Here is a 13,210-nt window from a genome sequence, read left to right as displayed (position 1 = left end):
CCTGGACCGGTCAGGATGAAGCGCGGCTGTCAGCCGGTGCCGTCCAGAGGCGGACGCCGCAACGGGACGACCCTGGCGTCCACGGATCGAGACAGCTCCGCTCGCAGACCTTCGATGACGGCATCTCGCTCGGCGAGCTGCAACGTCAGCATCTGGATGTGCTGCGCGAGCGTCCGGGTGAGCGCCCGCAGCTCCGCCATCTCGGCACCACGCACGGCGCGTAGTTCCGCTTCCAGAGCATGGATGCGTTCCTTGAGGGCCCTGGGCGACGATCGCCGCAGGCGGGCTTCGGCCGCGCGGAGCTCGGCGAGAAGATCGCCGGCCCGGTTCGCCGTCGCTCGGCTGACGCCGGCCTCGCGCGCCAGGTTGGCGACGGTCAGCGCCCCGTCGGTGCGTTCAGGGCGGCCGTCGAGCAACCGCTTCATGGCAGCCCTTAGCGCCGCTTGGCTCTTCGGCCCGAGCGCGGTCATGCGTCACCGTCCATGAGAGGCGCGATCAGCCGGCACTTGCGCTCGTTGTCCCGCAGGATCGCCGTGCGCTGCAGCGGCGATAGACGCCGGTCGGCCAGAAGCGCTTCGCCCTCGACGATCGAGGCCTGCCACGGTTCGCGGTGCCGGGCGGTCAGGCAGGCGTTCGGGCACCGGTCGGGGCTGCAGCGCGATAGGGCCGGCGCCGTCCGCTCGGCATCTGGCGCGCCGGTGAGGCAGAGCGCGGTCGCTGCATCGAACAGGCAGTCGTTGAGGAAACCGACATGCAGGGTCCGCCCGAGATGGGCAACCATGGTGCGCAGCCGCTTGCGGTCCAAGATCCGGCCGGGAAGATCGCCAAGTTCCTCCTGCACGCGGCCGAACTCGCGTCGCAGTCGCGCAGCACCCGGTCCCGCCGGGCCTTCACGGCGAAGATAGGCCTCGTAATGGGCGACAATGTCGTCGAGCTGGCCGAGTGCACGTTCGCGCTCGATCGCCAAGCGGAAGTCGGCCTGCGCCGATCCGGCATAGCCTTCGAACATGGCGACCGAGGCGTGCTTGTACTGGATCTTGCCGGCGACCGTGCCGAACGGCCGGTTGGCGATGTACCAGGCGATCGTGCGTCGGAGCTGCCGGGTCGTAAACTTCCAAGGCTCGTCGCCGATGCGCGGAATCGCCGGCGCGGCCTCCGAGCGCGTGTCGAGGCCCTCGCGGAAAAGGTTGAGTGTCGGCGTTGCACCCATCCCGAGATGATCGTTGCTCCAGGGCCAGTCCTTCAGCGCCACCCACAAGGATGACAGTTCCTTCTCTCGGCGATTGCGTGCCGAGAGAACCTCCATCACCGCGACGGCGCGAGCGACGGGCTCGATCGTGATCCAGTCGGCCGTGACGCCGCGCGCGCCATGGCGCTTGTACACCGTGCTGCGCAGCCGGTACCGCTCGACCAGGCCGTCGGCGCTGCGCACCGGCGACACGCAACCCGGCTGCATCGCCTGCACCTCGCTGTCGCGCATGCCGGTGAGGTAGGCGCAGACGAGATAGCAGGCGCCCTGCAACATCCGTTCTTCGCGGGCGAGGCTGAGGCCGTCGAAGCGCTCGCGCCATGGCAGTCCGGTGTCCGGATCGATCGAGATCGGCGTATCGAGCCCGCCGATCTCGGTTCCGAGCTCGGCGGCTGCCTTCTCGATCAGTCGTGCAGTCGGCTCGGACTGGCTGATGCGGCCGCTCTGCGGAGCGCCGGCGTGAAGGCGCATCAGATGGAGATTGTAGGGCGGGGTCTCTTCGCCGGTGAGCGGGTCGATGCGGCGGGCCACATTGGGCGCGTGCTCCCAGATCGGCACGCCTCGGCCCATGGCCCGGCGCACGTCGAGCCACTTGGCCACGCGGGCGCGATAGTTCTTGGCCACGGCCCGTCCGGCCCGCGCGTCCCGCGCCATCAATCGGGCGCAGCGGGCTTCGAGAGCGTCAAGCTCGGCCCGCGCCGCGAGGATATCGGGCGCATAGACCTCGACATACTTGAGCGCCCAGCGCAGCATGGCGCCGATGACCGGCTCGGGAATGCGCGGCGTGGCGTTCTCGGCGGGCGCTGGCGGCCGGCCGGCAACGCGGTGCGCCGCACGTCCACGCCACGGCAGGAAACCGATGCCGCCGCCGGTTAGCCATGGCGCCAGGTGATGCAGGTCGATCGGCACCTCGACATACTTCACCGTCTCGTGAGGCGTTCGCCGTCCGCCGTCACGGGCATACGCCAGATAGGCGTCGAGCAGCGCCTGATCGATCCGGCTGAGATCGACGGCGCCAGTCCTTGCGCGGAGGAACGCGGCGAAATGCTGGATGTAGCGCAGCAGGCGGATCGCCGAGGTCGCGCCGCAGGGCGCCCGATATCCCGGCACATGGATGCGCAGGCGGGCGATCACGTACTCCTTCGCCAGCCGCCGCGTGACGGGATCGGCGATGCGGGCGAGGTTCAGCCGGTAATTGCTGTAGCGGGCGTTCACCCGGAAAATGGCGGCGCCCAGGTCCCAAAGATCGTCACCGAAGCGCGGAAGTCGCGTGCGGTCGGCATCGTCCCTGACCGCCACGCCGGCAAGCACGGGCTCGTCGTTGCCATAAATGGCCGAAGGCAGCGACGCGTGCTGCGGCAGCTTGATCGGTGCCGGCATCATGGCGCTCTCGCTTCGGGCGGCAGGTAGAGGAGCGCGGGGTCCGATGACCCAATCCGACGGGCTTCCTCGATCTCGGCGTCGGCGAACCGGGGCAGAATCTGTTCGGCGATGCGTCCGTGAACCCGGCCGAACTTGGCGATCCAGTCGGCTTCGCTCAGCACCTGCCGCTGCGCCCGGATGAAGTTGAGGAAGGCCAGGAGCGCGGGCACCTTGCGGGCGGTGACCACGGCATTGCTGCATTCGAGACACCCCCAGAAGGGGGACGGACAGGCCTCTCCCTCCGAGCCGAACGGGCTGTTGTAGAAGCCGCCGCAACTGGCGAGCCAGACGTCCTGCTCGCCGCCGAACAGCGCCTTGACCGCGGCGGCGCCGACAACGGGAAGGCCGGTCGCCTTGTCGGGATCGGTCTGGACGGCCGCTTCCTCCTCCGACGACAGGACACAGGGGGGGAACGCGGCGTCGAGCGCATCGGTCATGGCGTCGGCAATTGTCGCCTCGTGCAGATGACGAAGCGCGGGAATGTCGGCGTAGCGGTCGGCCGCGACCGCGACAGTGTGGCCGACGGCGAAGCGGTCGAGCTGGCCGCCCGTGCGCCGGTACCATGCCGCCTTATGCGTCTTGCGCAGGCGCGTCAGATTGAGGCGAAGGCGTTGGCCCCGCTCATCAAGGATGCCGTGCCGGCGCGTCCATGAAGCCGCGAGCTCCTTCATGCTGAGCACCCGAGGGGTCAGGCGGCCCCAGGCACAGTGCGCCCAGAGCGTGTCGGCGCCGAGCCGGCTTCTCGCCGGACCGGTCCACTGCAGCGCCTTGCGGATCAAGCCGCCCGGCGTCGAGGAACCGCCGTCGCGCACACGCAGCCGCTTCCACTCGGCGCCGCGCGCCCGACGCTTGCAATACTCGATCTCGACATAGCCGCCCGCCGGGTTCTTCAGGCAGTCCGCTCGCAAGCCCTTGATCGCTTCGATCTCCATGCCGGTGTCGAGCGAGATAAGCACGATGAGCGGCACGAGATCGGCGGCGATGAGATGCCGGCGGCCATGCAGATCGTGGATCAGGCGATCGTTCGGCAGGCCACTCTCGCGGCGGAGCGTGTAGAGTCGCTTGAAGAGAGGGTGCCTGTGCCCGATGACGCCTTCCGCGTCGATCACTTCCATTACCTGTTTGTGGGTTGCTGCCAGCGCCTTGCTCCGATCGGAATCCTCGACCGCCGGAATACGATCGGCCTCGCCCAAGCGGCGGATGATGGCGGCGAGATCGGTGCGCGCCGCCTTCCGCAATGCCGCGGCGACATCATCGCCATAGGCATCGCGCGGCCTGGCGCGCACGCCGGGCCGATCGCTCGTGTACATCAGCCGGCGTGAGGCATCGGGCGGCAGGTGGCTGGGCTCCGCGGCCTCGGCAAGCCGCAGCAGGTTGAGCACCTTGCTCATGCGGTGCAGGCGGTGATTGGGATGCAGGCCGCTCCCCTCCATCCAGGAATCGAAGCCGTCGATGCAGACGGCACTGACGTCGGAGAGACGGGCGACGTGCGATCCGGCGGAATCGAGATAGCGCCAAAATGTCTTGAGCGCATTGGCATAGGCGTAGGCCGTCGAGATCGAGCCGGCCGGACCACCGACCTGGCAGGCGCGCCAGAGCGCGCCGGCAAAGGTCCGCGCCAATGCCTTGCGGCCGGCGAGCATCGTCAGGTCGATCGTCTTGCTGCGATCCGCCAGCGTGACGGTAAAGCGCAGCGATGCGATCGCAGCGGCGGCCTCGCCCTCGGGATCGGGCAGCGCCTCGGGAAAGAGGGCGCGGCGACCCGGCCGCCGCACCGATGGAGCCGCCGCGGCGGTCATGCCGCGCCGCCAGCCGTGTCTTCGGCCCAGCGATCCGCGGCGGCCTCGACCAGCTCCTGCGCCTCGGCGAGGCTGTCGAGATAGATGTAGGTGCTGGTGATACTCGCATGCCCCAGCAGGTGCTGGAGCTTCTGCAGAGGATCGCCGAGAATCCGCCGATAGGCTGCGCCGTGCTGGTCCTGCGGATCGAACACGGATCCGATCTGCTCGCGGATCAGCATGGAGAGCATGTTGACGGCGAAGGTGTGCCGCAGCGTGTGTGGCGTCACCTCGACCTCGATGCCGAAACGGCGGCAGCGGGTGCAGGCCCGCCGAAAGGCAGCTTCCCAAGTCGCCGAGGGCACGGGCTTGCCGCCTTCAGTCAGCCAGAGCAAGGCATGCTGCGCCTGGCCGGGCGTGCCGACCAGCACGCGGCGGCGTTCGCCCAGCGTCAGACGGTCGAGCCGGACACGCTTGCCCGCCGCGTCTGTTGCCTTCCCGTCCTCCAGCATCAGCCAGAGCGGATCGGACACCGAAGGCTCTGAGCGCGCGGCAGAGACCGTGCGCTCGAGATCGACATAGTCGCCGATCAATCTCAGTACCCGGCGGGGAACGCGGATGCGCCGTGGTCGTCCGCCCTTGGCGATCGGACCGGGGAGATCGAACGGCACCGAGCGCGATTCGGGATCGGTCAGGCGCGGCAGCTCACTCAGCAGCAGACTGCCGGCCTCTGTCAGCCGCAGGCCGGTCGTGACGAGAAGCTCGGCAAACAACGCATTGCGCTCGCCGTTGCGGCCGCGCCACGTCGCGTCCTCCGAGCCGTCGGGAAGCCGGCCGCGCAATCCCACCTCGCGGAACAGCAGGTAGCGGCCAAGATCGATGTAACGGGTATCGTGGCGCCGCGCGGCGCGCTCGCGGGCACGGTTCGTCGTCACAGCGAGCACTGCGCGGCTACCGCCGGCCCTGCGAAGGGTGGCGCCGTAGCTGAAGGGCGAGATCGCAATGATTCCTTCCTCGACAGCCCAGCGATAGAGCTTGTCGAGCGCGGCAACGCTCCGGTTCCAGCTCGCAGCCGAGATGCGGTAGGGAGCTGCCGACAGCCGACGCGCCCGGTGAAAGGCCAGGACATCGTCGCGGCCGGCCTGCCAGACCGTCTTGCCGCCGCGCCGTTCGACAAGAAAGCGCGCCCAGACGAGAATGTCGCGGGCGTAGGAGCGCCACGTGTTCGGCGATCGCGCTCCCATAGCAGGACAGGCACGAAAGAACCGGTTGAGAGCGAGATCGTAGCTGCCGTCATCCATCAGGATGAACGGCATGCCGTGAATCAGCCCGGTGCGCTCGACCGCGTCGAGCGCACCGGGCGCGAGGCTCACTGCAAGGTCATCAAGGAAAAGCGGACGCGAAATAGTGTCAAGATCGGTAAAATACAAATGCACGCACGATACCCAAGCGGAGCGCCTTCGGCGCAACTTCATTGTTTAGAATGCGAGGGGTTCCCCTCGCGCTCTCCCGCTCGCCGCGTGGCAGGGGTGCAGGACTTAGCCTGCACCCCATGAACAGCTTGTCGTGCCGCCGCCGCGTCAAGCGTTGTCCTCGCTACGCTGCGGGAACGCTTGACCCGGACGTCTGAAGAGCTTCACCGGAGCCGTGGTGAGGCGCCTCCAATGCATGATTCTGAGACAGGATCACAGAGTCAGGATAAGACCGTGCATTCCTCCATAGCATAGGCGGCCGAGCCGAACCGTCCGGAGAGATCACGGTCGAGGCGATGCCTGGCGCCGGAGGCGTGCCCGCATTCGTGGAGCAGCACGGCGTAATAGGCTGCGGCATCGCGGAAGCAGGCGAAGTCGGGCATCTGCACGTGGTCGGTGGATGGGCGGTAACAGGCCTGCGATCCGCCGTGGCGGATGTCGATGCCGAGCGCTGCGCAGAACCGTTCGGCCCGCTCGATGCGCTCGGCCTCGGGTAGCACCGGTATCTCGGGCGGCGTGTAGCCGTCGACCTGCGCGCAGTTGAAGACCGTGTAGCCGCGGGCGAACATGCGCCGGGCGGGCTCGTCGCGATCCTCGTCGCCGTCCTGTACGTCTGCCTTGCCGTGGCGATCGACGGTCTTCCAGAACACGACGAGGTGCCCGCGCTCGCCCTTGCGGACCTGGGCGCCGAGCGCCTGCCACTGGCGATAGGTGCCCCAGATGCCGGCGGGAAAGCCGGCGGCGTGCGCGGCGGCCCAGAGTGCGATGACGTTGACGCCACGATAGGCCTTGCGCGAGGCGACGTTGACGGGCGTAGTGATGGCCGATCCGTCGTGGTGCCAGGGCATCCGGTACTGGTCGGCGCCGGCCTCGATGGCGGCGATGATCTGGCTGGTGACACGCTCGTAGATGTCGTTCCGGGGCTGGGGTGTGCGATCGGTGGTCATGGCTGCCTCCTGTGTTCGCCCTCTCCGTCGAGGGCGAGGCGGCAGGGGCAGACGCGGGAAGCCGGGCCGTCACACCCTGTTCTCGGTGCTGGTGCGGAACAGGGTTGATGGGCCGGCAGCGTCTGCCACAACCCGAGCCCTGCCTCGACGGGCGAGCACGGGAGGCAGCCATGACCGGCGAGCGGCGCCTGGACCGGTCAGGATGAAGCGCGGCTGTCAGCCGGTGCCGTCCAGAGGCGGACGCCGCAACGGGACGACCCTGGCGTCCACGGATCGAGACAGCTCCGCTCGCAGACCTTCGATGACGGCATCTCGCTCGGCGAGCTGCAACGTCAGCATCTGGATGTGCTGCGCGAGCGTCCGGGTGAGCGCCCGCAGCTCCGCCATCTCGGCACCACGCACGGCGCGTAGTTCCGCTTCCAGAGCATGGATGCGTTCCTTGAGGGCCCTGGGCGACGATCGCCGCAGGCGGGCTTCGGCCGCGCGGAGCTCGGCGAGAAGATCGCCGGCCCGGTTCGCCGTCGCTCGGCTGACGCCGGCCTCGCGCGCCAGGTTGGCGACGGTCAGCGCCCCGTCGGTGCGTTCAGGGCGGCCGTCGAGCAACCGCTTCATGGCAGCCCTTAGCGCCGCTTGGCTCTTCGGCCCGAGCGCGGTCATGCGTCACCGTCCATGAGAGGCGCGATCAGCCGGCACTTGCGCTCGTTGTCCCGCAGGATCGCCGTGCGCTGCAGCGGCGATAGACGCCGGTCGGCCAGAAGCGCTTCGCCCTCGACGATCGAGGCCTGCCACGGTTCGCGGTGCCGGGCGGTCAGGCAGGCGTTCGGGCACCGGTCGGGGCTGCAGCGCGATAGGGCCGGCGCCGTCCGCTCGGCATCTGGCGCGCCGGTGAGGCAGAGCGCGGTCGCTGCATCGAACAGGCAGTCGTTGAGGAAACCGACATGCAGGGTCCGCCCGAGATGGGCAACCATGGTGCGCAGCCGCTTGCGGTCCAAGATCCGGCCGGGAAGATCGCCAAGTTCCTCCTGCACGCGGCCGAACTCGCGTCGCAGTCGCGCAGCACCCGGTCCCGCCGGGCCTTCACGGCGAAGATAGGCCTCGTAATGGGCGACAATGTCGTCGAGCTGGCCGAGTGCACGTTCGCGCTCGATCGCCAAGCGGAAGTCGGCCTGCGCCGATCCGGCATAGCCTTCGAACATGGCGACCGAGGCGTGCTTGTACTGGATCTTGCCGGCGACCGTGCCGAACGGCCGGTTGGCGATGTACCAGGCGATCGTGCGTCGGAGCTGCCGGGTCGTAAACTTCCAAGGCTCGTCGCCGATGCGCGGAATCGCCGGCGCGGCCTCCGAGCGCGTGTCGAGGCCCTCGCGGAAAAGGTTGAGTGTCGGCGTTGCACCCATCCCGAGATGATCGTTGCTCCAGGGCCAGTCCTTCAGCGCCACCCACAAGGATGACAGTTCCTTCTCTCGGCGATTGCGTGCCGAGAGAACCTCCATCACCGCGACGGCGCGAGCGACGGGCTCGATCGTGATCCAGTCGGCCGTGACGCCGCGCGCGCCATGGCGCTTGTACACCGTGCTGCGCAGCCGGTACCGCTCGACCAGGCCGTCGGCGCTGCGCACCGGCGACACGCAACCCGGCTGCATCGCCTGCACCTCGCTGTCGCGCATGCCGGTGAGGTAGGCGCAGACGAGATAGCAGGCGCCCTGCAACATCCGTTCTTCGCGGGCGAGGCTGAGGCCGTCGAAGCGCTCGCGCCATGGCAGTCCGGTGTCCGGATCGATCGAGATCGGCGTATCGAGCCCGCCGATCTCGGTTCCGAGCTCGGCGGCTGCCTTCTCGATCAGTCGTGCAGTCGGCTCGGACTGGCTGATGCGGCCGCTCTGCGGAGCGCCGGCGTGAAGGCGCATCAGATGGAGATTGTAGGGCGGGGTCTCTTCGCCGGTGAGCGGGTCGATGCGGCGGGCCACATTGGGCGCGTGCTCCCAGATCGGCACGCCTCGGCCCATGGCCCGGCGCACGTCGAGCCACTTGGCCACGCGGGCGCGATAGTTCTTGGCCACGGCCCGTCCGGCCCGCGCGTCCCGCGCCATCAATCGGGCGCAGCGGGCTTCGAGAGCGTCAAGCTCGGCCCGCGCCGCGAGGATATCGGGCGCATAGACCTCGACATACTTGAGCGCCCAGCGCAGCATGGCGCCGATGACCGGCTCGGGAATGCGCGGCGTGGCGTTCTCGGCGGGCGCTGGCGGCCGGCCGGCAACGCGGTGCGCCGCACGTCCACGCCACGGCAGGAAACCGATGCCGCCGCCGGTTAGCCATGGCGCCAGGTGATGCAGGTCGATCGGCACCTCGACATACTTCACCGTCTCGTGAGGCGTTCGCCGTCCGCCGTCACGGGCATACGCCAGATAGGCGTCGAGCAGCGCCTGATCGATCCGGCTGAGATCGACGGCGCCAGTCCTTGCGCGGAGGAACGCGGCGAAATGCTGGATGTAGCGCAGCAGGCGGATCGCCGAGGTCGCGCCGCAGGGCGCCCGATATCCCGGCACATGGATGCGCAGGCGGGCGATCACGTACTCCTTCGCCAGCCGCCGCGTGACGGGATCGGCGATGCGGGCGAGGTTCAGCCGGTAATTGCTGTAGCGGGCGTTCACCCGGAAAATGGCGGCGCCCAGGTCCCAAAGATCGTCACCGAAGCGCGGAAGTCGCGTGCGGTCGGCATCGTCCCTGACCGCCACGCCGGCAAGCACGGGCTCGTCGTTGCCATAAATGGCCGAAGGCAGCGACGCGTGCTGCGGCAGCTTGATCGGTGCCGGCATCATGGCGCTCTCGCTTCGGGCGGCAGGTAGAGGAGCGCGGGGTCCGATGACCCAATCCGACGGGCTTCCTCGATCTCGGCGTCGGCGAACCGGGGCAGAATCTGTTCGGCGATGCGTCCGTGAACCCGGCCGAACTTGGCGATCCAGTCGGCTTCGCTCAGCACCTGCCGCTGCGCCCGGATGAAGTTGAGGAAGGCCAGGAGCGCGGGCACCTTGCGGGCGGTGACCACGGCATTGCTGCATTCGAGACACCCCCAGAAGGGGGACGGACAGGCCTCTCCCTCCGAGCCGAACGGGCTGTTGTAGAAGCCGCCGCAACTGGCGAGCCAGACGTCCTGCTCGCCGCCGAACAGCGCCTTGACCGCGGCGGCGCCGACAACGGGAAGGCCGGTCGCCTTGTCGGGATCGGTCTGGACGGCCGCTTCCTCCTCCGACGACAGGACACAGGGGGGGAACGCGGCGTCGAGCGCATCGGTCATGGCGTCGGCAATTGTCGCCTCGTGCAGATGACGAAGCGCGGGAATGTCGGCGTAGCGGTCGGCCGCGACCGCGACAGTGTGGCCGACGGCGAAGCGGTCGAGCTGGCCGCCCGTGCGCCGGTACCATGCCGCCTTATGCGTCTTGCGCAGGCGCGTCAGATTGAGGCGAAGGCGTTGGCCCCGCTCATCAAGGATGCCGTGCCGGCGCGTCCATGAAGCCGCGAGCTCCTTCATGCTGAGCACCCGAGGGGTCAGGCGGCCCCAGGCACAGTGCGCCCAGAGCGTGTCGGCGCCGAGCCGGCTTCTCGCCGGACCGGTCCACTGCAGCGCCTTGCGGATCAAGCCGCCCGGCGTCGAGGAACCGCCGTCGCGCACACGCAGCCGCTTCCACTCGGCGCCGCGCGCCCGACGCTTGCAATACTCGATCTCGACATAGCCGCCCGCCGGGTTCTTCAGGCAGTCCGCTCGCAAGCCCTTGATCGCTTCGATCTCCATGCCGGTGTCGAGCGAGATAAGCACGATGAGCGGCACGAGATCGGCGGCGATGAGATGCCGGCGGCCATGCAGATCGTGGATCAGGCGATCGTTCGGCAGGCCACTCTCGCGGCGGAGCGTGTAGAGTCGCTTGAAGAGAGGGTGCCTGTGCCCGATGACGCCTTCCGCGTCGATCACTTCCATTACCTGTTTGTGGGTTGCTGCCAGCGCCTTGCTCCGATCGGAATCCTCGACCGCCGGAATACGATCGGCCTCGCCCAAGCGGCGGATGATGGCGGCGAGATCGGTGCGCGCCGCCTTCCGCAATGCCGCGGCGACATCATCGCCATAGGCATCGCGCGGCCTGGCGCGCACGCCGGGCCGATCGCTCGTGTACATCAGCCGGCGTGAGGCATCGGGCGGCAGGTGGCTGGGCTCCGCGGCCTCGGCAAGCCGCAGCAGGTTGAGCACCTTGCTCATGCGGTGCAGGCGGTGATTGGGATGCAGGCCGCTCCCCTCCATCCAGGAATCGAAGCCGTCGATGCAGACGGCACTGACGTCGGAGAGACGGGCGACGTGCGATCCGGCGGAATCGAGATAGCGCCAAAATGTCTTGAGCGCATTGGCATAGGCGTAGGCCGTCGAGATCGAGCCGGCCGGACCACCGACCTGGCAGGCGCGCCAGAGCGCGCCGGCAAAGGTCCGCGCCAATGCCTTGCGGCCGGCGAGCATCGTCAGGTCGATCGTCTTGCTGCGATCCGCCAGCGTGACGGTAAAGCGCAGCGATGCGATCGCAGCGGCGGCCTCGCCCTCGGGATCGGGCAGCGCCTCGGGAAAGAGGGCGCGGCGACCCGGCCGCCGCACCGATGGAGCCGCCGCGGCGGTCATGCCGCGCCGCCAGCCGTGTCTTCGGCCCAGCGATCCGCGGCGGCCTCGACCAGCTCCTGCGCCTCGGCGAGGCTGTCGAGATAGATGTAGGTGCTGGTGATACTCGCATGCCCCAGCAGGTGCTGGAGCTTCTGCAGAGGATCGCCGAGAATCCGCCGATAGGCTGCGCCGTGCTGGTCCTGCGGATCGAACACGGATCCGATCTGCTCGCGGATCAGCATGGAGAGCATGTTGACGGCGAAGGTGTGCCGCAGCGTGTGTGGCGTCACCTCGACCTCGATGCCGAAACGGCGGCAGCGGGTGCAGGCCCGCCGAAAGGCAGCTTCCCAAGTCGCCGAGGGCACGGGCTTGCCGCCTTCAGTCAGCCAGAGCAAGGCATGCTGCGCCTGGCCGGGCGTGCCGACCAGCACGCGGCGGCGTTCGCCCAGCGTCAGACGGTCGAGCCGGACACGCTTGCCCGCCGCGTCTGTTGCCTTCCCGTCCTCCAGCATCAGCCAGAGCGGATCGGACACCGAAGGCTCTGAGCGCGCGGCAGAGACCGTGCGCTCGAGATCGACATAGTCGCCGATCAATCTCAGTACCCGGCGGGGAACGCGGATGCGCCGTGGTCGTCCGCCCTTGGCGATCGGACCGGGGAGATCGAACGGCACCGAGCGCGATTCGGGATCGGTCAGGCGCGGCAGCTCACTCAGCAGCAGACTGCCGGCCTCTGTCAGCCGCAGGCCGGTCGTGACGAGAAGCTCGGCAAACAACGCATTGCGCTCGCCGTTGCGGCCGCGCCACGTCGCGTCCTCCGAGCCGTCGGGAAGCCGGCCGCGCAATCCCACCTCGCGGAACAGCAGGTAGCGGCCAAGATCGATGTAACGGGTATCGTGGCGCCGCGCGGCGCGCTCGCGGGCACGGTTCGTCGTCACAGCGAGCACTGCGCGGCTACCGCCGGCCCTGCGAAGGGTGGCGCCGTAGCTGAAGGGCGAGATCGCAATGATTCCTTCCTCGACAGCCCAGCGATAGAGCTTGTCGAGCGCGGCAACGCTCCGGTTCCAGCTCGCAGCCGAGATGCGGTAGGGAGCTGCCGACAGCCGACGCGCCCGGTGAAAGGCCAGGACATCGTCGCGGCCGGCCTGCCAGACCGTCTTGCCGCCGCGCCGTTCGACAAGAAAGCGCGCCCAGACGAGAATGTCGCGGGCGTAGGAGCGCCACGTGTTCGGCGATCGCGCTCCCATAGCAGGACAGGCACGAAAGAACCGGTTGAGAGCGAGATCGTAGCTGCCGTCATCCATCAGGATGAACGGCATGCCGTGAATCAGCCCGGTGCGCTCGACCGCGTCGAGCGCACCGGGCGCGAGGCTCACTGCAAGGTCATCAAGGAAAAGCGGACGCGAAATAGTGTCAAGATCGGTAAAATACAAATGCACGCACGATACCCAAGCGGAGCGCCTTCGGCGCAACTTCATTGTTTAGAATGCGAGGGGTTCCCCTCGCGCTCTCCCGCTCGCCGCGTGGCAGGGGTGCAGGACTTAGCCTGCACCCCATGAACAGCTTGTCGTGCCGCCGCCGCGTCAAGCGTTGTCCTCGCTACGCTGCGGGAACGCTTGACCCGGACGTCTGAAGAGCTTCACCGGAGCCGTGGTGAGGCGCCTCCAATGCATGATTCTGAGACAGGATCACAGAGTCAGGATAAGGCG

The 13,210-nt window shown here is 68.4% G+C and carries 8 protein-coding genes and 1 pseudogene; all 9 read right to left on the bottom strand.

The window, feature by feature from the left end:
• Positions 1-29: 29 nt before the first annotated feature.
• Positions 30-470, bottom strand: coding sequence for a hypothetical protein (locus tag AC5I5B_RS11100; protein ID WP_012112820.1), 441 nt, complete (start codon positions 468-470; stop codon positions 30-32).
• Complete coding sequence (locus AC5I5B_RS11095; protein WP_012112821.1) at positions 467-2,632, bottom strand: hypothetical protein; 2,166 nt, start codon at positions 2,630-2,632, stop codon at positions 467-469. The genes AC5I5B_RS11100 and AC5I5B_RS11095 overlap by 4 nt, the downstream gene beginning before the upstream one ends.
• Positions 2,629-4,470: a site-specific integrase gene (locus AC5I5B_RS11090; RefSeq protein ID WP_495751052.1), complete on the bottom strand. Its 1,842-nt coding sequence runs from the start codon at positions 4,468-4,470 to the stop codon at positions 2,629-2,631. Before AC5I5B_RS11090 ends, AC5I5B_RS11095 begins: the two co-directional genes overlap by 4 nt.
• Positions 4,467-5,885: a tyrosine-type recombinase/integrase gene (locus tag AC5I5B_RS11085; RefSeq protein ID WP_012112823.1), complete on the bottom strand. Its 1,419-nt coding sequence runs from the start codon at positions 5,883-5,885 to the stop codon at positions 4,467-4,469. Before AC5I5B_RS11085 ends, AC5I5B_RS11090 begins: the two co-directional genes overlap by 4 nt.
• Positions 5,886-6,151: 266 nt before the next feature.
• Positions 6,152-6,868 (bottom strand): annotated as a pseudogene (locus tag AC5I5B_RS11080) (ArdC family protein); the annotation flags it as partial.
• A gap of 216 nt (positions 6,869-7,084) precedes the next feature.
• Positions 7,085-7,525: a hypothetical protein gene (locus AC5I5B_RS11075; protein ID WP_012112820.1), complete on the bottom strand. Its 441-nt coding sequence runs from the start codon at positions 7,523-7,525 to the stop codon at positions 7,085-7,087.
• A complete protein-coding gene (locus tag AC5I5B_RS11070) occupies positions 7,522-9,687 on the bottom strand; it encodes a hypothetical protein (RefSeq protein WP_012112821.1) in 2,166 nt (721 codons plus the stop codon). Before AC5I5B_RS11070 ends, AC5I5B_RS11075 begins: the two co-directional genes overlap by 4 nt.
• Positions 9,684-11,525, bottom strand: a complete 1,842-nt coding sequence (locus AC5I5B_RS11065) for a site-specific integrase (RefSeq protein ID WP_495751052.1) — start codon at positions 11,523-11,525, stop codon at positions 9,684-9,686. The genes AC5I5B_RS11070 and AC5I5B_RS11065 overlap by 4 nt, the downstream gene beginning before the upstream one ends.
• Positions 11,522-12,940: a tyrosine-type recombinase/integrase gene (locus tag AC5I5B_RS11060; protein ID WP_012112823.1), complete on the bottom strand. Its 1,419-nt coding sequence runs from the start codon at positions 12,938-12,940 to the stop codon at positions 11,522-11,524. The genes AC5I5B_RS11065 and AC5I5B_RS11060 overlap by 4 nt, the downstream gene beginning before the upstream one ends.
• Positions 12,941-13,210: the final 270 nt, after the last annotated feature.

Source organism: Agrobacterium sp., from assembly GCF_059499945.1.
The sequence above is the reverse complement of the archived record's forward strand: the minus strand, read 5'-3'. Positions and strand labels throughout refer to the sequence as shown.